A 21,199-nucleotide genomic window follows, 5' to 3' on the forward strand; every position below is an offset into this window, starting at 1 on the left:
GGACCCCTACAGGCTAGTCCCGCGAACGCCCCGAGCGGTATCCGATCAGCGCTTGGTGGCAACCGGATTGGTCAGGGTGCCCAGCCCCTCGACGGTGACGCTCACCGACTGTCCGTCGACGATCGGGCCCACGCCCTCCGGCGTCCCGGTGAGGATGACATCGCCGGGGAGCAACGTCATGACCGTGGAGACCCACTCGACGATCTTCGGAATATCGTGCAGCAGAAGCGAAGTGCGGCTGCGCTGCTTGACTTCGCCGTCCACCTCGGTCCTGATCTCGACGTCCGACACGTCCAGGTCGGTGACGATCCACGGGCCGAGGGGGCAGAAGGTGTCGTACCCCTTGGCTCGCGTCCACTGGCCGTCGTGGCGCTGCTGATCGCGCGCGGTGACATCGTTGGCGACCGTGTAACCGAGGATGACGTCGCGAGCCTTGGCCGCCGGCACGTCCTTGCAGGGCCGGCCGATGACCACCGCGAGCTCGCCCTCGTAGTGCACCTCGCTGGACGACGGCGGCAGCAGGATCGAGGCGCCGGGGCCGACGATCGACGTGTTCGGCTTGATGAAGATCACCGGATCCTCCGGGGCTTCCCCACCCATCTCTGCAGCGTGCGCCGCATAGTTCTTGCCCACGCAGATCACCTTGCTCGCCAGAATGGGGGCCAGCAGGCGCACGTCGGCGAGCGGCCAGCTACGGCCGGTGAAAGTCGGTGTGCCGAAGGGATGTTCGGCGATCTCCCTCGCGGTCCGGGCGTCGCCCTCCCCCTCGATCGACACGAAGGCAACTCCGTCGGGACTGGCAATTCGACCTAGGCGCATGGATCCGAGTCTATCGAGTCCGGTCGCATCCACCGGGTGTGCCCGTCGCACGTCCGCCCGCCGGGGGTCTACACTGCGAGCAATATCCACATTGTAAGAAGTTCATTTCACATACTGGGACGTGCATCATGAACGAGACCGTAGTCCGGGAAACACAGACGGGTCCGGCCCGTCGCTGGTCGATGCTGGGTCTCGGCGTTCTCGCGCAGGCCGCGGGCGCTGTGTTCTCGAACGCGCCGGCCTTCCTGCTGCCCACCCTGCAGGACTCGCACGGGATGGCGCTGTCCCGGGCCGGACTCCTGGTCGCCGCGCCGACGGTGGGGTTTCTCGTCAGCCTCATGGCGTGGGGGGTCGTGGTGGACCGGATCGGTGAGCGCCGAGTGCTGGTGACGGGCATGGCGATCACGGCGCTCGCCGGCGCGGGCGCCGCACTTAGTTCCTCGTCGTTGGTGGTGACGGGCCTCTTCCTGCTGCTCGGCGGAATGGCAGCGTCGAGCGCGAACGCGGCCAGTGGGCGCGTCGTGATCGGGTGGTTCCCCCCGCAGCGCCGCGGCTTCGCGATGGGCATCCGGCAGATGGCGCTGCCCCTGGGTGTCGCCGCCGCCGCGCTCACGGTGCCGCGGGTCGCCCAATCGCACGGCGTCGGTTGGGCATTGGCGCTGCCTGCGGGTGTGGCGTTGGTGGCCGCACTCGCCTGCCTGTTCGTCGTCGATCCGCCCCGCCCGGAACGTTCGTCCGCGCGGGAGACCGGTCTGCTCGACAATCCGTACCGGAACTCGGGCGTGCTGTGGCGAATTCACGGGGTGTCGGTGCTGCTGGTCGTGCCGCAGTACCTGGTGTGGACCTTCGCGCTGCTGTGGTTGATGACCGACCGGGGCTGGTCGGCGGCGTCCGCCGGTCTGCTCATCACCGTGACCCAATTGCTCGGCGCCGCAGGCCGGATCGCGGCGGGCGCGCTGTCGGACCGGGTCGGAAGCCGGATGCGGCCACTGCGCTGGGTCGCCCTGGCGGCCGCAGTCTCGATGGGCGCCCTGGCGCTCACCGACTGGCTGGACTCCCCCGTGTCCGTGGCGCTGCTGGTCGTCGCCTCGGTGATCACGGTGGCGGACAACGGTTTGGCATTCACGGCGGTCGCCGAGATCGCCGGCCCGTACTGGAGCGGACGCGCTCTGGGGGCCCAGAACACGAGCCAGTACCTGGCGGCGTCGCTGGTACCGCCGGTCTTCGGCGCGCTGGTGGGTGCGGTGAGCTTCCCGGTGGTGTTCGCGGTCACCGCGTTGTTCCCGCTCGTGGCGGCGCCGCTGGTTCCGACGGATCGACCCGAACGGCGCTGAGACCACCCGGAGCGACAGCGACCGCCGCCCGGAGACCGGGCGGCGGTCGCGTGTGTCGAAGCCGGAAGGCCTAGAGGGCGGCAGCGATCCGGTCGCCGACCTCGGTGGTGACGATCGGGGCGTCGCCGCGCGCGGCCAGATCGGCCTCGACGGCCGCCTCGATGCGGGCGGCGTCGTCCGCGCGGCCGAGGTGACGCAGCAGCATCGCGGCCGACAGGATCGCGGCGGTCGGGTCGGCGATGCCCTGACCGGCGATGTCCGGCGCCGAGCCGTGGACCGGCTCGAACATCGACGGGTTGGTGCCCGAGGCGTCGATGTTGCCGCTGGCAGCCAGGCCGATACCACCGGTGACCGCACCCGCGAGGTCGGTGATGATGTCGCCGAAGAGGTTGTCGGTGACGATCACGTCGAAGCGGGTGGGGTCGGTGACCATGTAGATGGTGGCCGCGTCGATGTGGCAGTACGCGGTCTCGACGTCCGGGTACTCGGCGCCGACGGTCTCCATCGCGCGGGTCCAGATGCGGCCCGCGTTGGAGAGCACGTTGGTCTTGTGGATGAGCGTCAGGCGCTTACGCCGGGTCTGCGCCAGCTCGTACGCGGCGCGGACGACGCGCTCGGCGCCGAACCACGTGTTCACCGAGACCTCGGTCGCGACCTCGTGCGGGGTGCCGACGCGGATCGAACCGCCGTTGCCGGTGTACGGGCCCTCGGTGCCCTCGCGGACCACGATGAAGTCGATGTCCGGGTTCGCGGCCAGCGGCGAGCTCGAACCCGGGTAGGTGCGGGCCGGACGCAGATTCACGTGGTGATCGAGCAGGAACCGCATGTTCAGCAGCAGCCCGCGCTCGAGGATGCCCGGGGCGACGTACCGCGGATCGCCGATGGCGCCCAGCAGGATCGCGTCGTGCTGACGGATCGCGTCGAGTTCGGCGTCCGGGAGGAGATCACCGGTGTCGTTGTAGCGCTTGGCCCCGAGGTCGAACTCGGTGGTCTCCACGTCCGGCACCAGCTTCCGCAGTACCTTCAGCGCTTCCGCCGTGACCTCGACACCGATGCCGTCACCGGGGATGACCGCAAGCTTCATGGGCACACTCTCTTTCGACTGGAATCCACCGGTGGCGTGGGACACCCCGGCAGCACCGGTGGCCGCGACCGTCCTCGACGATCGCGGCCACCGGGTGAGGATCGGGAAGGATCAGGACAGGTCGACCTGCGCGACGCGGGCGTCGAGCTTCTCCACGATCTGCGCGATCTCGGCGTCACCCACGACGCGCTCGACGCGCAGGATCACGGTGGCACCCTCGCCCTCGGCGTCCTGGCTCAGTGCGGCGGCCTGGATGTCGATACCGGCGTTGCCCAGGACGGTGCCGAGCACGCCCAGCACGCCCGGGCGGTCCGTGTAGTGCACGACGACGTTGTGGCCCTCGGCGCGCAGATCGAAGCTGCGGCCGTTGATGTTGACGATCTTCTCGACCTGCTGCAGACCGGTCAGCGCACCCGCCACCGTGGTGACGGTGCCGTCGGCTGCGACCGCGCGGACCTCGACCGCGCTGCGGTGCGTCTGCGCCTCGCTGTGCTTCTCGACCTCGACGCTCACGCCGCGCTGCTCGGCGAGCTGCGGGGCGTTGACGAACGTGACGGCCTCGTCGCTGCTCGCGGAGAACAGGCCTCGGAGCGCGGCCAGGCCGAGGATCTCGACGTTCTCGGCCGACAGCTCGCCGCTCACGACGACCTGGACGTTCTGCACGGCCTCGGGCGAGAGGGTGCCGGCCAGCAGACCCAGCTTGCGGACCAGCTCGAGCCACGGCGCGACCTCTTCGCCGACCGGGCCGCCCGAGACGTTGACGGCGTCCGGAACGAACTCGCCGGCCAGCGCCAGCAGGACGCTCTTGGCGACGTCGGTGCCGGCGCGGTCCTGCGCCTCGGAGGTGGAGGCACCGAGGTGCGGGGTGACGACGACGTTGTCGAGGTCGAACAGCTTGGAGTCGGTGCAGGGCTCGGTGTTGAACACGTCGAGGCCGGCCGCCCGGACCTTGCCGGAGACGAGGGCGTCGTACAGTGCGTCCTCGTCGATGAGACCACCGCGGGCGGCGTTGACGATGATGACGCCGTCCTTGGTCTTGGCCAGGCGCTCGGCGTTGATCAGGCCCGCGGTCTCCTTGGTCTTGGGCAGGTGCACCGAGATGAAGTCGGCGCGCTCGACCAGCTCGTCGATGTCGACCAGCTCGATACCGAGCTGCGCGGCGCGCGCGGCCGGCAGGTAGGGGTCGTACGCGATGAGGTTGGTCTCGAACGCGGCGAGACGCTGCGCGAACAGCTGGCCGATACGGCCCAGGCCCACCACGCCGACGGTCTTGCCGAGGATCTCGGTGCCGTTGAAGCTCGAACGCTTCCAGGTCTTCTCGCGCAGCGTGCGGTCGGCGGCCGGGATCTGGCGCGCGGTGGACAGCAGCAGCGAGACCGCGTGCTCGGCGGCCGAGTGGATGTTGGACGTCGGCGCGTTGACGACCATGACGCCGCGCTCGGTGGCGGCCGGGATGTCGACGTTGTCGAGCCCCACGCCGGCGCGGCCGACGATCTTCAGCTTGGTGGCCGCGGCGAGCACCTCGGCGTCGACCGTGGTGGCCGAACGAACGAGCAGAGCGTCGGCCTCGGGCACGGCCGCGAGCAGCGCGGGACGGTCCGGGCCGTCGACCCAGCGCACCTCGACACCGTCTCCGAGCGCATCGACGGTCGATTGTGCGAGCTTGTCGGCGATCAGGACAACGGGACGGCCATTCTGGCTCACGAGGAACTCTCCTGTGTTTCGGTGTCTGGTGGGTCGGTGGAGCGATTGTCCGCGGCCGGGCACCGTTCGGGGCACGCGCGGGTCGCAGTCGGGATCAGTTTAGTTGGCCACGTGCCACGATTCCGCAGGGCGGGTACGAGCTACCACATAGTGGACACTGCCGGTGGGGAATTCGGCGATTCTCCGTCGCCGCGGAACGACTTCGGCCCGGGGCCGCGCGAGTGCACGCGCAGCCCCGGGCCGACTCGACAGGCCGGTGGATCAGGCCGTCTCGGTGATCGGACGATCGACCCAGCTCATCAGGTCGCGCAGCTTCTTGCCGGTGACCTCGATCGGGTGCTCGGCGTTCTCCTTGCGGAGAGCCTCGAGCTCCTTGTTGCCGTTCTCGACGTTGGCGACCAGGCGGCGGGTGAACTCGCCGGACTGGATGTCCGCCAGGATCTCCTTCATGCGCTCCTTGGTGCCGGCGTCGATGACGCGGGGACCGGACAGGTAGCCACCGAACTCCGCAGTGTCGGACACCGAGTAGTTCATGCGGGCGATGCCGCCCTCGTACATGAGGTCGACGATGAGCTTGAGCTCGTGCAGCACCTCGAAGTACGCCATCTCGGGGGCGTAGCCCGCCTCGACCATGACCTCGAAGCCGGTCTTGACCAGTTCCTCGGTGCCGCCGCAGAGCACGGCCTGCTCGCCGAAGAGGTCCGTCTCGGTCTCTTCCTTGAACGTGGTCTTGATGACGCCGGCGCGGGTGCCGCCGATGCCCTTCGCGTAGGACAGCGCGAGGGCCTGGCCCTCACCCTTCGGGTCCTGGTGGACGGCGATCAGGGCCGGAACGCCCTTGCCGTCGACGAACTGACGGCGCACCAGGTGGCCGGGGCCCTTCGGCGCGACCATGGCGACGGTGACGTTCTCCGGCGCGGTGATCAGATCGAAGTGGATGTTCAGGCCGTGGCCGAAGAAGAGGGCGTCGCCGTCCTTCAGGTTCGGCTCGATGTCGTTCTTGAAGATCGACGCCTGAGCGGTGTCCGGGGCGAGCAGCATGATGACGTCGGCCCACTCCGAGACCTCGGCCGGGGTGCCGACCGTCAGGCCCTGCTCCTCCGCCTTGGCGCGGGACTTCGAACCCTCCTGGAGACCGATGCGCACATCGACACCGGAATCGCGCAGGCTCAGCGAGTGCGCGTGGCCCTGGCTGCCGTAGCCGATGACCGCGACCTTGCGGCCCTGGATGATCGACAGGTCTGCATCGTCGTCGTAGAACATCTCGACTGCCACAGTTTGTTACCTCTCCTCTGGGTTCTATGAACGCTTGATTGTCTGTTGTTGGCGGTGTGACGGTACTAGCGGGTGGCCGTGATGGACTTCGGTCCACGGCCGACCGCCACCACACCGGACTGCACGATCTCGCGGATGCCGAACGGATCGAGCATGCGCAGGAGCGCGTCGAGCTTGGAACGGGTGCCGGTCGCCTCGATGGTGAGCGCCTCCGGCGAGACGTCGATCACCTTGGCGCGGAACAGGTTCACCGTCTCGATGACCTGGGTGCGGACGCTGGAATCGGCACGCACCTTGATCAGGATGAGCTCGCGGGCCACGGACGCGTCGGTGTCCTGCTCGACGATCTTGATGACGTTCACCAGCTTGTTCAGCTGCTTGGTCACCTGCTCGAGCGGGAACTCGTCGACCGTGACGACGATCGTCATGCGCGAGATGTCCGGCACCTCGGTGCCACCGACGGCGAGCGACTCGATGTTGAAGCCGCGGCGGGAGAAGAGTGCAGCGACACGGGCCAGCACGCCCGGCTTGTCCTCGACGAGAACACTGAGAGTGTGGCTGGTGCTCACTGGCGTTCCTCTCCGGCGTCGGCAGCGGATGCCGACTCGCGTGCAGTTGCGTCCTGCATGGCTTCGTGGATGACGGCCGGCTCGTCCGCCGCCTCGTCCTCGTCGAACAGCGGGCGGATGCCCCGCGCCGCCATGATCTCGTCGTTGCTGGTTCCCGCGGCGACCATCGGCCACACCTGGGCGTCCTTGCCGACGATGAAGTCGATGACGACGGGCTTGTCGTTGATCGACTGCGCAGTGCGGATCGCGTCCTCGACGTCCTCCTCGCGCTCGACGCGGATACCGACGCAGCCGAGCGCCTCGGCCAGCTTCACGAAGTCCGGGATCCGCACGGCCCCGTGCGTCCCCAGGTTCGTGTTCGAGTAGCGCTCGTCGTAGAACAGGGTCTGCCACTGGCGGACCATGCCCAGGTTGCCGTTGTTGACCAGCGCGACCTTGATGGGCACACCCTCGACGGCGCAGGTGGCGAGCTCCTGATTGGTCATCTGGAAGCAGCCGTCACCGTCGATGGCCCAGACCTCGCGGTCGGGCATGCCCATCTTGGCGCCCATGGCGGCCGGCACGGCGTAGCCCATGGTGCCGAGGCCACCCGAGTTCAGCCACGTGCGCGGCTTCTCGTAGTTGACGAACTGCGCCGCCCACATCTGGTGCTGGCCGACGCCGGCGCAGTAGATGGCGTCCGGGCCCGCGAGCCGGCCGACGGCCTGGATCACGTACTCGGGCGACAGCGCACCGTCGGACGGCCGGTCGTAGGCGAGCGGGTAGGTGCGGCGGATCCCGTCCAGGTACGCCCACCACTCGGTGAGATCGAGCGTCGTGCCGGTGGCCTGGTCGGCGCGGATCGCCTCGAGGAGTTCGGTGATGACCTCCTTGCAGTCGCCCACGATCGGGACGTCCGCGTGGCGGTTCTTGCCGATCTCCGCGGGGTCGATGTCGGCGTGGATGACCTTCGCGTCGGGCGCGAAGGAGTCCAGCTGACCGGTGACGCGGTCGTCGAAGCGCGCACCGAGCGTGATCAGCAGGTCGCTCTTCTGCAGCGCGGCGACGGCCGCGACCGTGCCGTGCATGCCGGGCATGCCGCAGTTGAGCTGGTGGCTGTCCGGGAACGCGCCACGCGCCATCAGGGTCGTCACGACCGGGATGCCGGTGAGCTCGGCCAGTTCGAGCAGCTCGGCGGAGGCCTCCGCCTTGATCACGCCGCCGCCGACGTACAGCACCGGCGACTTGGCCTCGGCGATCAGACGCGCGGCCTCGCGCACCTGCTTGCCGTGCGGCTTGGTGACGGGGCGGTAGCCGGGTAGGTGCATCTCCGGCGGCCACGAGAACGTGGTCTGCGCCTGCAGGATGTCCTTGGGGATGTCGACCAGCACTGCGCCCGGGCGGCCGCTCGACGCGAGGTAGAACGCCTCGGCGAGGATGCGCGGGATGTCGACGCCGTCGGTGATGAGGAAGTTGTGCTTGGTGATCGGCATGGTGATGCCGGAGATGTCGGCTTCCTGGAAGGCGTCGGTGCCGATGAGCGAACGCCCGACCTGGCCCGTGATCGCCACGACGGGGACCGAGTCCATCTGCGCGTCGGCCAGCGGGGTCACCAGGTTGGTCGCGCCGGGACCGGACGTCGCCATGCACACGCCGACCTTGCCGGTGGCCTGTGCGTACCCGGTGGCGGCGTGACCGGCACCCTGCTCGTGGCGGACGAGGACGTGGCGCACCTTCTTCGAATCGAAGAGCGGGTCGTACACGGGCAGCACGGCACCGCCGGGGATGCCGAACACCGTGTCGACCTCGAGCTCCTCGAGTGCGCGAACCACGGACTGCGCGCCGGTGACCCGCTCGGGGGCGACCTGGCGACGATTCGTGGCGGCTCTGTTGTCTCCGGCCGTCGGGCTGGCTGCCCCCGACTTGCGCGGCGTGGGTTGAGGCCGTGCGGTTGGTGCGCTCACTGGAGAAATCCTCTGCGGTCTGGCTCTGTGGTTCTGGATCAGGACAACAAAAAACCCTCGTCAGCAACAGCTGTACGAGGGTGGCGCGTCGTTATCTGGCGAGTTGCAACAACCGGCTCAGGCGACGACGCGCCGGCCGATTACGAGCAACTCATTCTGCTTCACGCGCTCGACGGTAGGCGCGCTGATCGTAGACAGTCAACTTTGGTGAGTGACCTGTCCCAGAATGTGAGATGCCTCGGCTGCAGTGCGAAGATGGTGAGGTGTCATCTCCTCAGCAGCCCGTGCCACCGCAGCCATCATCCCACACGCCCGCCGAGCCTCGACAGGTCATCCGGATTTCCCCGCTCGCGCTGATCGCGTGCATCTTCCTGCTGTTCTGCATCACCTTCCCGGTTCTCGGGTGGCCGGCCGCCTTCGGCTGGATGCTCGTCATCCCGTTCCTGATCGGCGCCTGGGTGCTGCGCGTGCGCACCACCGTCACCCCCGACGGGCTCGAGCTGCGCCGCGCCTTCTCGTCGCAGTCCATATCGTGGGATCGGATCAAGGGATTCCGCTTCCCCAAGCGCGGCTGGGCCCGCGCCGATCTCGTCGACGGCTCGGAGGTCTCGCTGCCGACCGTGACCTTCGGTCGCCTGCCGCAGCTCGCGTCGGCCAGCGGCGGCCGCGTGACCGACCCGTATGCCGCCGCCCGCGAGGCCGAGCACCGCAGGGCGCGTGGGGAGTCCACCGAGGCGGAGCCGAATACCGACTGATCCGTGTGCGGGAGTAGCGTCTCACCAGGACGTCTCCCGCTCCCACCGGAGATGACGAGACGGCACCTCCAGCCGAAATCGGGTCCAGCCGACCAGCACCTACACGGGCCCATCTGTTTACGAATGACGCCGCACTCGGTGTGCGCGCCCCGCCGCCGAGTTCCGCTGATCGACGAAGGAATAGCCCATGCCCCCGCTCAGGTCACGCACCACCACCGTCGGACGCAATGCTGCCGGAGCCCGCTCGCTGTGGCGTGCCACCGGCATGACCGATTCCGACTTCGGGAAGCCGATCGTCGCGATCGCGAACTCCTACACGCAGTTCGTCCCCGGTCACGTTCATCTCAAGAACGTGGGCGAGATCGTTGCCGAGGCCGTCCGCGCCGCCGGCGGTGTGCCCCGCGAGTTCCACACGATCGCGGTCGACGACGGCATCGCGATGGGTCACGGCGGCATGCTGTACTCGCTGCCGAGCCGCGAGATCATCGCCGACTCCGTCGAGTACATGGTCAACGCGCACACCGCCGACGCCCTGGTGTGCATCTCGAACTGCGACAAGATCACCCCCGGCATGCTCAACGCTGCCATGCGTCTGAACATCCCGACGGTGTTCGTCTCGGGCGGTCCCATGGAGGCCGGCAAGGCCGTCGTCGTCGGCGGCGTCGCGCAGGCGCCCACCGACCTGATCACCGCGATCTCCGCGAGCGCCAGCGATTCCGTGTCCGAGGAGGGCCTCGACGAGGTCGAGCGCAGCGCGTGCCCCACGTGCGGTTCGTGCTCGGGCATGTTCACCGCCAACTCGATGAACTGCCTCACCGAGGCTCTCGGTCTCGCGCTGCCCGGCAACGGTTCCACGCTCGCCACCCACGAGGCACGTCGAGCGCTGTTCAGCCGCGCCGGCACGACCGTCGTCGAGGCCGCGCTGCGGTACTACCGCGACGAGGACGAGTCCGTTCTGCCCCGGAACATCGCCACGCCCAAGGCGTTCCGCAATGCGATGGCACTGGACGTCGCAATGGGCGGCTCCACCAACACCGTCCTGCACACGCTCGCCGCGGCGCAGGAAGGCGAGGTCGACTTCGACCTGAGCACGATCGACGAGATCAGCCGCCGGGTGCCGTGCCTGTCGAAGGTCTCCCCCAACTCGGACTACCACATGGAGGACGTCCACCGCGCCGGCGGAATCCCCGCGCTGCTCGGCGAGTTGCGCCGTGCGGGTCTGCTCGAGACCGACGTCTCCACCGTTCACACGAAGTCGTTCGACGAGTGGCTCGACACGTGGGACATCCGCTCCGGCAAGGCGTCCGACGAAGCGATCGAGCTGTTCCACGCGGCTCCCGGTGGCGTCCGCACCACCGAGCCGTTCTCGACGAACAACCGCTGGTCCTCGCTCGACACCGACGCCGAGGGCGGCTGCATTCGGGACCTCGAGCACGCCTACACCGTCGAGGGCGGGCTGTGCGTGCTGCGCGGCAACATCGCCGTCGACGGCGCGATCCTCAAGACCGCCGGCATCGACGAGGACCTGTTCTCCTTCCAGGGCCCGGCAGTGGTCGTCGAGTCGCAGGAAGCGGCCGTCTCGGTGATCCTGCAGAAGCAGATCAAGCCGGGCGACGTCATCGTCGTCCGCTACGAGGGGCCGAAGGGTGGCCCGGGCATGCAGGAGATGCTGCACCCGACGGCGTTCCTCAAGGGTTCCGGTCTCGGCAAGGTGTGTGCGCTGATCACGGACGGCCGCTTCTCGGGCGGCACGTCCGGCCTGTCGATCGGCCACATCTCCCCCGAGGCTGCGGCCGGCGGCGTGATCGGCCTCGTCGAGGACGGTGACCAGATCCGCATCGACGTCGCGACGCGCACCCTGGAGGTTCTCGTGGACGACGAGACCCTCGCCCAGCGCCGCGCCAAGATGGAGGCGTCGGAGCGCCCGTGGCAGCCGGTGGACCGCCAGCGCCCGGTGACCACGGCGCTGCGGGCCTACGCAGCGCTGGCCACCTCGGCCGACAAGGGCGCCGTCCGTTACGTGCCGTAGACCCCCGCGCAACAGTTGAAAGGGTCCCTTCGTGCGCTCGCAGCGCACGAAGGGACCCTTCAGCTGTTCACCGGGCCGCTCAGATGACCGGGTTGGCCCCGTTGAGGAAGATCCACACGCAGACCCCGACCGCGATGCCGGCGACGAGGACGACCGCGGACCCCACGTGCGGCCGAGTCGCCCAGCGGCGCCGGCCGTCGAGGGCGATGCGGCCGGGACCGGTGAGGACGAGCGCGGCCGCCGCGGCGGCGAGCAGTGTCTCGTACTCGATTCCGTCGGGGGCGAAGTACTCGAGACCCGGCACCGCCGACTGCTTCAGGCACCACGCGTTGATCATGACCGCGAGAACCGCGGCCGCCGCGAAGGGCGTCAGCAGACCCAGGATCAGCAACGCGCCGCCGGCCACCTCGGCGACCGCGCCGGCCGTCGCCAGCACGCGGGCATGGTCGAAACCGGCATCGACGAGCTGGTCGCGGTACCCGTCGAGGCCGGGTCCGTTCCACCACCCCGTGAGCTTCTGCAGACCGTGCGCCAGCAGCGTGCCTCCCACCGCGAGCCGCAGGATCAGCAGCCCGACGTCGAGAGTTCCTCGCCGCGAATCAGTTTCGGCCGGCGCCGCGGCGGGCGGCACCACCACCGGGGCGGCGCCGGCCCCGCCGATCGGCTCGGACACCGGCGGCTCCGTGACGGCGGGTTCGGGTGCGGCCGGTTGCACCCGGGTGGGCGGCGCGGTGGTGCGGTCCTCGCGGCGCAGTACCTCGGTCGCCTCGTCGCGGCGCAATGCCTCGGTCGCCTCGTCGCGGCGCAGTGCGTCGGTCGCCTCGTCGCGGCGCAGTACCTCGGTGGGCTGCTCGTGTACGGGTGGCGGCGCAGCCGGCGCGGCCCGGAAGGTGGGAATCCGCTCGGTCGGCAGGCTGTCCGCGTGCGCAGTGCCGAAGTCGAGGTCCTCGTCGGTGCGCGGAACGACCGGTTCCGTCCTCCGGGCGGGCTGGACCGGGAACCTCTCGGTCGGCTGATCGAACGGACTGGGCGCAGACGCCCCGCCGACGGACTCGGTGTGATCTTTCGGCTTGTCGGTCACGAAAACCACCCTAGGGGCGGCCGTCGAAGATCACCGGGTAGCGCGAGCCCGGCGTGCCGGTCGCAGCACGCCACGTGGCGGTGACCGTCCCGCCTTCCGTAACGTCTAACGCCATGAAGGGTGAACCGGGTCGGACGGCGCGCCGCGGCGGCGCAGCCGCGGTGTTCTCGATCGCCGTCCTCGTGCTCGCGGGATGCGCTCGTTTCGACGACTCCGCGTCCTCGCCGTTCACTCCGGAACCCACGTTCGGGTCCGGTGCCGAGGTGCGACCGCGTGAGCCGTCCGCGCCGTCCTCGCCAATGCCGGAGCCGTCGGCACCGGACGATCCGTGTTTCGACCGCGACCCCAACGTGGTCGCGACCTGCCTCGACACCACCGGCGGCATGGTGCTGCTGTCGGACGATCGCACAGCGCTCGTCGCCGAGCGCCGCACGGGCCGCATCCTGCGGGTCGCGCAGGGCACGCCGCCCGCCGAGTTCGCCCGGATCCCGGTCGATTCCGGGTCCGACGGCGGGCTGCTCGACATCGCGCTGTCCCCGACGTTCGCCGAGGACAATCTCGTCTACGCGTACGTCACGACGCCCACCGACAACCGGGTGGTACGCATCGCGCCGGGCGACAGCCCCAAGGACGTGCTCACCGGGATCCCGCGCGGCGCCGCGGGCAACGCGGGCGCGCTCACCTTCGCCCGCCCGGGCGAGCTGCTGGTACTGACCGGGGACGCCGGCAACACCGCGGCCGCCGCCGATCCCGCGTCGCTCGCGGGGAAGCTGCTGCGGGTCACGTCGCTGACGTCGGCCCCCAACCCGCCGCGACCGGCCGTCGCGCTGACAGGTATCGGCCGCGCCGGCGACGTGTGCACGGACCCGAACGGAGCGGTGTGGGTCACCGACCGCACCGCCGTCGAGGACCGATTGCAGCGGGTGGCCGCCGACGGGTCCGTCGGCGAGCCCGCGTGGACGTGGCCCGACAAGCCCGGGGTCGCGGGGTGTGCGGCCGGGCCGGGTGCCGTCGCGGTCGCGCTCACCGACGGCCAGGCCATGGCGGTGCTGGCGACCGAACGCGACACCGGTGCGGTGACGTCGGCGCCGGCGCTGCTCGCGCAGAAGCTCTACGGCCGCCTGGCCGGCACGGCCCTCGGCACCGACGGCCAGATCTGGGCCGCGACCGTGAACAAGTCGGGTGGATCGCCGGGTCCGACCGACGATCGGGTCGTCAAGCTGCCCCTGCCGTCCGGTGGCGGCGGCGTCGACTGACCGACCCCCGACGACAACCGCCGGCAAACCGACGACAGCGGCCCCCGGGCGATGGCCCGGGGGCCGCGTGTCGCGGGGTGCGTCAGGTCAGCTGCACGCCGCGATGACGAGTTCCTTGACGCGTGCCGGGTCGGCCTGACCGCGCGTGGCCTTCATGACGTCGCCGACGATCTTTCCCGCGGCGGCGACCTTGCCGCTGCGGATCTTGTCGGCGATGTCGGGATTCGCGGCCAGGGCCTCGTCGACCGCGGCCTGCAGCTTGCTGTCGTCGCGCACCACCACCAGCTCGGGGTGCGCGGCCAGGATCTGCTCGGGATCGCCCTCGCCGGCCAGCACGTGATCGACGACCTGTCGCGCGACCTTGTTGTTGAGCTTGCCGCTGTCGATCAGCTCGATCACCTGGGCCACCTGGGCGGGGGTGATCGGCAGCTCGGCCAGTTCGACCCCGCGGGTGTTGGCCTGCTGCGCCAGGTACGACACCCACCAGGACCGTGCGGCGTCGGCCGGCGCGCCGGCCTCGGTGGTCGCGATCACCAGTTCGAGTGCTCCGGCGTTGACGAGGTCACGCATGACCTCACCGGAGACACCCCACTCCTCCTGGATGCGGGCGCGGCGGATCCAGGGCAGCTCGGGCAGCGTGCCGCGCAGTTCCTCGACCCACGCGGCGTCGGGGGCGACCGGCTCGAGATCGGGCTCCGGGAAGTAGCGGTAGTCCTCGGCGGTCTCCTTCCGGCGGCCGGCGGACGTGGTGCCGTCGCCCTCCTGGAAGTGGCGGGTCTCCTGGATGACTTCGCCACCGGAGAGGAGCACGGCGGCCTGACGGCGCATCTCGTAGCGGACGGCCGTCTCGACGCTCTTGAGCGAGTTGACGTTCTTGGTCTCGGTGCGGGTACCGAACACGTCGGCGCCGATCGGCATCAGCGAGACGTTGGCGTCACAGCGCAGCGAGCCCTGGTCCATGCGGACGTCGGAGACGTCGAGGGCCTTGAGCAGGTCGCGCAGCGCGGCGACGTAGGCGCGGGCCACCTCGGGGGCGCGCTCACCGGCGCCGGTGATCGGCTTGGTCACGATCTCGACGAGCGGCACGCCGGCACGGTTGTAGTCGAGCAGCGAGTGGCTCGCGCCGTGGATGCGACCGGTGGCACCGCCGACGTGCAGCGACTTGCCGGTGTCCTCCTCCATGTGCGCACGCTCGATGTCGACGCGCCACGTGCTGCCGTCGTCGAGCACGACGTCGAGGTAGCCCTCGGTCGCGATGGGCTCGTCGTACTGCGAGATCTGGTAGTTCTTCGGCTGGTCCGGGTAGAAGTAGTTCTTCCGGGCGAACCGGCCCCACGGGGTGATCGAGCAGTTCAGCGCGAGGCCGATGCGGATCGCCGACTCGACCGCGGCCTGGTTGACGACGGGAAGCGCTCCCGGCATGCCGAGGCACACGGGGCACACCTGCGTGTTGGGCTCGGCGCCGAACGCCGTCGGGCACGGGCAGAACATCTTGGTGGCGGTGTGCAACTCGACGTGCACTTCCATGCCCAGTACGGGCTCGAACTTCGCGAGGACGGCGTCATAGTCGAGAAGGTCAGCGGACACGGCGGCAGTCATGCCCAAGAGTTTATGCGCCTTCTCACCCGAAGAACGCGGCCGCCTCCCGGTAGCGATCGAGCGGTACCGTCTTGAGCTGCTTGGTGGCCTCCGACAGCGGCACGAGCTCGATTTCGGTGCCGTGCAGCGCCACCATCTGACCGAACTGTCCGCTGTGCGCGGCGTCGGTGGCGTGAACCCCGAACCGGGTGGCGAGCACCCGGTCGTACGGGGTGGGCGTGCCGCCGCGCTGCACGTGCCCCAGTACGGTCGTGCGGACCTCCTTGCCGATCCGCCGCTCGATCTCGACGGCGAGTTGCTGTGCCACCCCGGTGAAGATCTTGTGCCCGAACTCGTCGATGCCGCCCTCGCGGAGCGTCATCGACGCCGGGTCCGGCGCGGCCCCCTCGGCGACGACACAGATGAAGTGGGAGTCGCCGCGCTGGAAGCGCTTCTTGATCATGTGGCACACCTCCGCGACGTCGAACGGCTGCTCGGGCACGAGGATGAGGTGCGCGCCCGACGCCATCCCGGACTGCAGCGCGATCCATCCGGCGTGCCGGCCCATCACCTCGACGAGCATCACCCGCTGGTGGGATTCGGCGGTGGTGTGCAGCCGGTCGATCGCGTCGGTCGCGACCGTCAGCGCGGTGTCGAAGCCGAACGTGACGTCGGTGCAGTCGATGTCGTTGTCGATCGTCTTGGGCACCCCCACCACCGGCACCCCGCTGTCGGAGAGCCAGCTGCCCGCCGTGAGAGTGCCCTCGCCGCCGATGGGGATCAGGACGTCGATGCCGTTGTCGTCGAGGGTCTGCTTGATCCGGTCGAGGCCGTCGTGCAGCGTCTGCGGATTGACACGCGCCGTCCCGAGGATGGTGCCGCCGCGGGCCAGGATGCGGTCGATGCGGTCCTCGTTACGCATCTGCACCTTGCGGTCCTCGAGCAGGCCGCGCCAGCCGTCCCGGAAGCCGACGACGGTGCTGCCGTACCGCCTGTCGGCGGTACGCACGACCGCGCGGATGACGGCGTTGAGACCGGGACAATCCCCGCCTCCGGTCAGGATTCCGATGCGCATCAGGACTTCCTCGGCGTTCGGGTGGCGACGTGGTCCCTTCTCATCTTGCCGCGCCCGCGACGATCGGGCACGCCGAGCCGATCATCCGGGGGTGACCAGCCCCGACTCGTATGCGAGGACGACGGCCTGCGCACGATCGCGCAGCGCCAGCTTGGCCAGCACCTTGCCCACGTGGGTCTTGACGGTCTGTTCCGCGACGAACAACCGCTCGGCGATCTCGGTGTTGGACAGTCCGGCCGCGATCAGCTCGAGCACCTCCCGCTCCCGCGGGGTCAGCGACTCCAACCGAGGATGTCGACCGCGCGGCGTCGAGCGCCGCCGCGTGACGTCGGCGATGAGCCGGCGGGTGACGCTGGGCGCGAGCAGCGCGTCCCCGTCGGCGACCACGCGCACCGCCCGGATCAGTTCCTCGGCGGGCGCGTCCTTGAGCATGAAGCCGCTCGCGCCGATCCCGAGCGCCTCGTACACGTACTCGTCGATGTCGAAGGTCGTGAGCATGAGCACACGCACCGGCGGATCCATTGCTGCGGACAATATTTCACGGGTCGCGTCCAGACCGTTGAGCTCGGGCATCCGGACGTCCATCAGCACGACGTCCGGCCGCAGCCGTTTGACCTCGGCGACGGCGATGCGACCGTTGGGCGCGTCGCCGACGACGCTGATGTCCGGCTGCGCGGCCAGCAACGCGCCGAATCCCTGCCGCACCATCGCCTGATCGTCCGCAATGAAGACCGTGATCGCCACCCGGACAGCCTAGGCGAGGGGGGTGTTGGGGACGCGGGCCGCGACCTCGAACCCGCCGTCGCCGAGCACACGGGTGTCGAGCGTGCCTCCCACCGCGGCAGCGCGCTCACGCATTCCGCCGATACCGCTGCCGCCCGAAGACTCGGGGCGCTGGGCGGCGCCGGCCGGTACCGCCGCCGGGCCGTTGACCACCAGCAGCGACGTCACGGCGGGCCCGTAGTCCAGCGCCACCGTCACCGCCGCTCCCGGGCAGTGCCGTGCCGCATTCGCCAACGACTCCTGCAGGATCCGGTACACGGTGAGGCCCGACAACTCGGACAGCACGTCGGGATCGCCGGCCACGTTGCACGACAGCGCGATTCCCGCTCGACGGCTCCCGTCGAGCAGTTCCGCGATCTGGGCCGCACCGGGCTGGGGTGCACGCTCGACCGCCTCGGCGTCGCTGCGCAGCACCCCCAGAAGTCCGCGGATCTCGTTGAGCGCCTCCCGGGCGGTGGCGCCGATGGACTCGAACTCGGCGCGCGCCTCGTCGGACACCGCCCCGAGCCGGTACGGGGCGCTCTGGGCCTGCACCACCACCATCGACATGTGGTGAGCGACGACGTCGTGCAGATCACGTGCGATGCGCGCCTTCTCCTCGAGAATCGCTCGGCGGGCGCGTTCGAGCTCGCTCGTCTGTTCCTCCGCGGCCAGTTGCCGGCGCGAGAGCACCAGCCAGCGCACGAGCAGCCCGAAGACGACGAGCGCACTCAACCCCACGGCCCACCCGACACCGTCGTCGCCGGGGGTGTCGGCGAGGAACAGCAGCACCGTCGACACCCAGGCCACCGCGACGGTGGGCGGACCGGCGGTGAGACTCACCGACAACAGCAGCGTCATGATCACGATGATGTGGACGACCTGCCACGGGTAGGTGTAACCCGAGTCCGGGACCAGATCGAAGGCCCACGGGATCACCAGCGCCGAGACGGCCGAGATCGCCCATCCCAGTGCCGCATTGGCCCGGACGAGGACGAACGGCCAGGCCGCGAGCGCCGCGACGACGGGTTGCACGGGATACGACACCTGGTGCGTGAGGTGCAGCGTCGGCCACGCCACCGCGTACAACGTCACGGTCACGACACCGATCAGGACGTCGATGCCGCGGCCGCGCACGAGTCGTGTCGCACCCTGGACCATTCCTCTGCCACTCACAGGTTCCGACTCTAGGGAGCCGCGTCTCGTCCAGCGTCATACCTGGGAGTGAGATCGACCCGGTACCGCGGTACGAGGGCCGGCTCGGCCCTCCGTCGGTGGAGGCTGAACGGTTCGGCACTTCGGGGTGATGTCGCAGTGTACGGCCCATTTCTAGCGTCGTTGCCATGGATGCGACCAGATGGGCGGGTGCGGTTCTCGCCGGCACCGCGATCATGACCGTCACCCTCGCCGCCGCGCCGGCCGACGCGGGCACGGCGGCGCGAGAGGACACCGACGCGGCGCGGGCCGTGGTGGAGTTGATCGCGACGGATGCCGCGATCGCCGGTACCGACGTGCCCGCCGACTTCGTCGAGCGTTTCGGGTACCGGCCCCGGTCCGAGGACGGACTGCTGGTCAATCCCGGCGGGGCCTGCTCGTCCCCCGTCCCGCTGCCGACCGAGTTCGACACCGCCTGCAAGGCACACGATCTCGGCTACGACCTGTTGCGGTACGCGCACCTGAACGGGGGCGACCTGGGGCCCTGGGCCCGCACCGCACTGGATGCGCAGCTCGACCGCCGCATGCACGACGCGTGCGACGCCAGGGAGCGGGACCGGATGTCCTGCTTCGCGATGGCGAACACCGCGACGACCGCGGTGAGCCTGAATTCACGCCGCCAGGGTTACGGCGTCCCGGTGGACGAACCGTGGATCCGCCACAGTGTCGCCGTCACACTGGCCGCCCTGGGCCTTCTCGCGACGACCACCGTCGTACGCCGGATCCGCCGGGCGGTGCGGGTATGAGCGCGATCCCGCAGCCCCGAGCGGTGGCGCTGTCCCCCGCTCGCGCGCTGCTCCTCGCCCGCGCGCTTCCTCGGGTGAGCACCTCCCTGGCCGTCGCGGGCGCCACCGTCGTGTCCCTCACCCCGTCCCTGCTTCCCCGCTCGCCCGTGGTGCAGGGCGTGCTCACCGGGATTCTCGTCGCCGCCTCGTGGGGCGCCGCGGCCGCACTGGGCCGGCTCCGACACCGTTCCGTCGCAGCCCCGGTACCGCGCGCGGTCGCCGTCCTCGCGGGCGTGTCGACCGTTGTGTGGTCGGTCGCGAGCGCCGACCACTGGCAGAACGCGCTGCGCTCGGCGATGGCGTTGCCCGCCGCGGGAGCAACGCACTGGGCTCAGGTCGGGTTCTGGGCGGTGGCGGTGTGTCTGCTGGCGTTCGGCATCACGCGCGGCGTCGCGAAGGGTGTGCGACGCCTCGGCCCGCTGCGCGTCGCCGCGCTGGCCGGGGTGGCCGTGCCGTTGCTCGGGTTGGTCGCCGCCCCGGCCACGGTGTCCGCGGCGACGCAGCACTTCCGCACCGCGAGCTCCGTCGTGGACCCGAGCCTGGTTGCCCGGCAGTCCGATTCACTGGTCCCGTGGTCCTCGCTGGGCGTGGAGGGCCGGCGCTTCGTGGCGGGGGTCTCCGACACGCGCAGCGTGCGCACCTACGTCGGTCTGGATTCGGCACCCGACGTCGATGCCCGCGCCGCCCTGGCCGTGCGCGAACTCGACCGTGCCGGGGGGTTCGCCCGGGGACACGTCGTGGTGGCGGTGCCGACCGGATCCGGGTGGATCGACGGCGAGGCGGCTCGCGGAATCGAACGGCGATTCGACGGCGACGTCGCGACAGTGGGCCAGCAGTACTCGTACGCTCCCAGTTGGTGGACGTTCCTGTTCGGCCGCGCCGACGCCGAACGCTCGGCGCGGGCGCTGTTCACCGCCGTGTCCGAGCACGTCGCGGCGATGCCCGCGGACACGCGTCCGGCGCTCCACGTCTACGGGCAGAGCCTCGGATCGCTCGGCGGCAGCGCGATCTTCGCCGACGACGCGGCGCGGGAGCGCACGTGCAGCGTGCTGTGGGCGGGACCCCCCGCCGGCGCCGTGGACGTGGGTCGCGGCACGGCGGTGCTGGCCAACACGTCCGACCCGGTCGTGTGGTGGTCGCCCGAGCTGGCGACGAACCCGCCCGACCTGAGCCGCGCGCGGGTCGACGCGCCCGTCCCCCAGTGGATTCCGTTCGCGAGCTTCGTCCAGACCACCGTCGACCTGGTCTTCTCGCTCGACGCCCCCACCGGGCACGGTCACCGCTACGGCGAGGATCAGGGACTGTCGATGCCGCGCTGCTGACCGATCCACTGCGAACACCGCGACGCGCTCCTACCGTGGAAGCATGAGCGGAAGCACGGACACCGACGCCGCACGGGCGATCCTGCGGGACAACTTCGAACGAATCCGCGAACTGGTCGTGTCGGTCACCGACGGCCTCACGCCCGAGATGGCCGACTATCGTCCCGGGCGGCAGGCCAATTCGATCGCGTGGCTGATCTGGCACCTCACCCGCGTGCAGGACGATCACGTCAGCGACGCCGCCGGCGTGGAGCAGGCGTGGACGTCGCGCGGCTGGCAGGAGCGGTTCGCACTGCCGTTTCCCACCGGCGACATCGGGTACGGCCACGACAGCACGCAGGTCGGCGAGGTGCATGCCGACGCGCAACTGCTCGCCGACTACCACGGCGACGTGCATCTGGCCACGCTCGAGTACGTCGACGAACTCACCCCGGAGGAGCTGGACCGAGTCGTCGACCGACGGTGGGATCCCCCGGTCACCGTGGCGGTACGGCTGGTGAGCGTGATCGGTGACTGCCTCCAGCACGTGGGACAGGCCGCGTACGTGCGGGGCCTGTACGAGTCCCGCTGACGCGACAGCCCGGATCCGAGACGCGGATCCGGGCTGTCGTCG

18 protein-coding genes are annotated in these 21,199 nt (G+C 70.1%); 7 read left to right on the forward strand and 11 right to left on the reverse strand.

The window, feature by feature from the left end; genetic code table 11:
* Positions 1-45: 45 nt before the first annotated feature.
* Positions 46-819 (reverse strand): fumarylacetoacetate hydrolase family protein, encoded by a 774-nt coding sequence (locus E7742_RS11805; protein ID WP_137799120.1) that lies wholly within the window; start codon positions 817-819, stop codon positions 46-48.
* Between the two features lie 128 nt (positions 820-947).
* On the opposite strand from E7742_RS11805, the gene E7742_RS11810 reads away from it, so the two are divergent.
* Complete coding sequence (locus E7742_RS11810) at positions 948-2,153, forward strand: MFS transporter (protein WP_217497506.1); 1,206 nt, start codon at positions 948-950, stop codon at positions 2,151-2,153.
* Between the two features lie 70 nt (positions 2,154-2,223).
* On the opposite strand, the gene E7742_RS11815 is transcribed toward E7742_RS11810, so the two are convergent.
* The 5 genes from E7742_RS11815 to E7742_RS11835 form a co-directional block, all read right to left on the reverse strand.
* Complete coding sequence (locus E7742_RS11815; RefSeq protein WP_137799121.1) at positions 2,224-3,237, reverse strand: 3-isopropylmalate dehydrogenase; 1,014 nt, start codon at positions 3,235-3,237, stop codon at positions 2,224-2,226.
* A gap of 111 nt (positions 3,238-3,348) precedes the next feature.
* Positions 3,349-4,941 carry a phosphoglycerate dehydrogenase gene (gene serA, locus E7742_RS11820; protein ID WP_137799122.1) on the reverse strand — a complete coding sequence of 531 codons (1,593 nt, stop codon included), beginning with the start codon at positions 4,939-4,941 and terminating at the stop codon, positions 3,349-3,351.
* A gap of 261 nt (positions 4,942-5,202) precedes the next feature.
* Positions 5,203-6,204: a ketol-acid reductoisomerase gene (ilvC, locus tag E7742_RS11825; protein ID WP_175420607.1), complete on the reverse strand. Its 1,002-nt coding sequence runs from the start codon at positions 6,202-6,204 to the stop codon at positions 5,203-5,205.
* A 77-nt stretch (positions 6,205-6,281) separates the two neighbouring features.
* Positions 6,282-6,785 (reverse strand): acetolactate synthase small subunit, encoded by a 504-nt coding sequence (gene ilvN, locus E7742_RS11830; protein WP_137799124.1) that lies wholly within the window; start codon positions 6,783-6,785, stop codon positions 6,282-6,284.
* Complete coding sequence (locus E7742_RS11835) at positions 6,782-8,728, reverse strand: acetolactate synthase large subunit (protein WP_137799125.1); 1,947 nt, start codon at positions 8,726-8,728, stop codon at positions 6,782-6,784. Before E7742_RS11835 ends, ilvN begins: the two co-directional genes overlap by 4 nt.
* A 284-nt stretch (positions 8,729-9,012) precedes the next feature.
* Here E7742_RS11835 and E7742_RS11840 point away from each other — a divergent pair, with 284 nt between their 5' ends.
* Positions 9,013-9,483 (forward strand): PH domain-containing protein, encoded by a 471-nt coding sequence (locus tag E7742_RS11840; RefSeq protein WP_137801168.1) that lies wholly within the window; start codon positions 9,013-9,015, stop codon positions 9,481-9,483.
* A 187-nt stretch (positions 9,484-9,670) separates the two neighbouring features.
* Positions 9,671-11,512: a dihydroxy-acid dehydratase gene (gene ilvD / locus E7742_RS11845; RefSeq protein WP_137799126.1), complete on the forward strand. Its 1,842-nt coding sequence runs from the start codon at positions 9,671-9,673 to the stop codon at positions 11,510-11,512.
* A gap of 79 nt (positions 11,513-11,591) precedes the next feature.
* Here ilvD and E7742_RS11850 read toward each other — a convergent pair whose 3' ends face one another.
* On the reverse strand, positions 11,592-12,593 hold the full coding sequence (locus tag E7742_RS11850) for a DoxX family protein (protein ID WP_137799127.1): 1,002 nt from the start codon (positions 12,591-12,593) through the stop codon (positions 11,592-11,594).
* Positions 12,594-12,706: 113 nt separating this feature from the next.
* On the opposite strand from E7742_RS11850, the gene E7742_RS11855 reads away from it, so the two are divergent.
* Positions 12,707-13,849, forward strand: a complete 1,143-nt coding sequence (locus tag E7742_RS11855; protein ID WP_137799128.1) for a PQQ-dependent sugar dehydrogenase — start codon at positions 12,707-12,709, stop codon at positions 13,847-13,849.
* A gap of 87 nt (positions 13,850-13,936) precedes the next feature.
* Here E7742_RS11855 and gatB read toward each other — a convergent pair whose 3' ends face one another.
* From gatB to E7742_RS11875, 4 genes are all read right to left on the reverse strand, one after another.
* Positions 13,937-15,448: an Asp-tRNA(Asn)/Glu-tRNA(Gln) amidotransferase subunit GatB gene (gatB, locus tag E7742_RS11860; protein WP_137799129.1), complete on the reverse strand. Its 1,512-nt coding sequence runs from the start codon at positions 15,446-15,448 to the stop codon at positions 13,937-13,939.
* A gap of 22 nt (positions 15,449-15,470) precedes the next feature.
* On the reverse strand, positions 15,471-16,502 hold the full coding sequence (locus E7742_RS11865) for an ATP-dependent 6-phosphofructokinase (protein WP_137799130.1): 1,032 nt from the start codon (positions 16,500-16,502) through the stop codon (positions 15,471-15,473).
* Positions 16,503-16,583: 81 nt separating this feature from the next.
* On the reverse strand, positions 16,584-17,246 hold the full coding sequence (locus E7742_RS11870) for a response regulator (protein ID WP_137799131.1): 663 nt from the start codon (positions 17,244-17,246) through the stop codon (positions 16,584-16,586).
* A 9-nt stretch (positions 17,247-17,255) separates the two neighbouring features.
* On the reverse strand, positions 17,256-18,425 hold the full coding sequence (locus tag E7742_RS11875) for a sensor histidine kinase (protein WP_137801169.1): 1,170 nt from the start codon (positions 18,423-18,425) through the stop codon (positions 17,256-17,258).
* Positions 18,426-18,607: 182 nt separating this feature from the next.
* Between E7742_RS11875 and E7742_RS11880 the strand changes: the two genes are divergently transcribed.
* The 3 genes from E7742_RS11880 to E7742_RS11890 are packed head-to-tail and all read left to right on the forward strand — an operon-like array spanning position 18,608 to position 21,157.
* The gene (locus E7742_RS11880; RefSeq protein ID WP_137799132.1) at positions 18,608-19,225 is read left to right on the forward strand and encodes a hypothetical protein; all 618 of its coding nucleotides are present in this window, start codon (positions 18,608-18,610) and stop codon (positions 19,223-19,225) included.
* On the forward strand, positions 19,222-20,586 hold the full coding sequence (locus E7742_RS11885) for an alpha/beta-hydrolase family protein (protein ID WP_137799133.1): 1,365 nt from the start codon (positions 19,222-19,224) through the stop codon (positions 20,584-20,586). The genes E7742_RS11880 and E7742_RS11885 overlap by 4 nt, the downstream gene beginning before the upstream one ends.
* A gap of 43 nt (positions 20,587-20,629) precedes the next feature.
* A complete protein-coding gene (locus E7742_RS11890) occupies positions 20,630-21,157 on the forward strand; it encodes a mycothiol transferase (protein WP_137799134.1) in 528 nt (175 codons plus the stop codon).
* Positions 21,158-21,199: the final 42 nt, after the last annotated feature.

The organism is Rhodococcus sp. SGAir0479 (assembly GCF_005484805.1).
GTDB lineage: Bacteria > Actinomycetota > Actinomycetes > Mycobacteriales > Mycobacteriaceae > Prescottella.

Coding starts and splice junctions, on each gene's coding strand:
- gatB (WP_137799129.1), bottom strand. CDS start 15,448: ATGACTGCCGCCGTGTCCGCTGACCTTCTCGACTATGACGCCGTCCTC.
- E7742_RS11805 (WP_137799120.1), bottom strand. CDS start 819: ATGCGCCTAGGTCGAATTGCCAGTCCCGACGGAGTTGCCTTCGTGTCG.
- E7742_RS11880 (WP_137799132.1), top strand. CDS start 18,608: ATGGATGCGACCAGATGGGCGGGTGCGGTTCTCGCCGGCACCGCGATC.
- E7742_RS11855 (WP_137799128.1), top strand. CDS start 12,707: ATGAAGGGTGAACCGGGTCGGACGGCGCGCCGCGGCGGCGCAGCCGCG.
- E7742_RS11890 (WP_137799134.1), top strand. CDS start 20,630: ATGAGCGGAAGCACGGACACCGACGCCGCACGGGCGATCCTGCGGGAC.
- ilvC (WP_175420607.1), bottom strand. CDS start 6,204: ATGTTCTACGACGACGATGCAGACCTGTCGATCATCCAGGGCCGCAAG.
- E7742_RS11815 (WP_137799121.1), bottom strand. CDS start 3,237: ATGAAGCTTGCGGTCATCCCCGGTGACGGCATCGGTGTCGAGGTCACG.
- ilvD (WP_137799126.1), top strand. CDS start 9,671: ATGCCCCCGCTCAGGTCACGCACCACCACCGTCGGACGCAATGCTGCC.
- E7742_RS11885 (WP_137799133.1), top strand. CDS start 19,222: ATGAGCGCGATCCCGCAGCCCCGAGCGGTGGCGCTGTCCCCCGCTCGC.
- E7742_RS11810 (WP_217497506.1), top strand. CDS start 948: ATGAACGAGACCGTAGTCCGGGAAACACAGACGGGTCCGGCCCGTCGC.
- E7742_RS11875 (WP_137801169.1), bottom strand. CDS start 18,425: ATGGTCCAGGGTGCGACACGACTCGTGCGCGGCCGCGGCATCGACGTC.
- E7742_RS11865 (WP_137799130.1), bottom strand. CDS start 16,502: ATGCGCATCGGAATCCTGACCGGAGGCGGGGATTGTCCCGGTCTCAAC.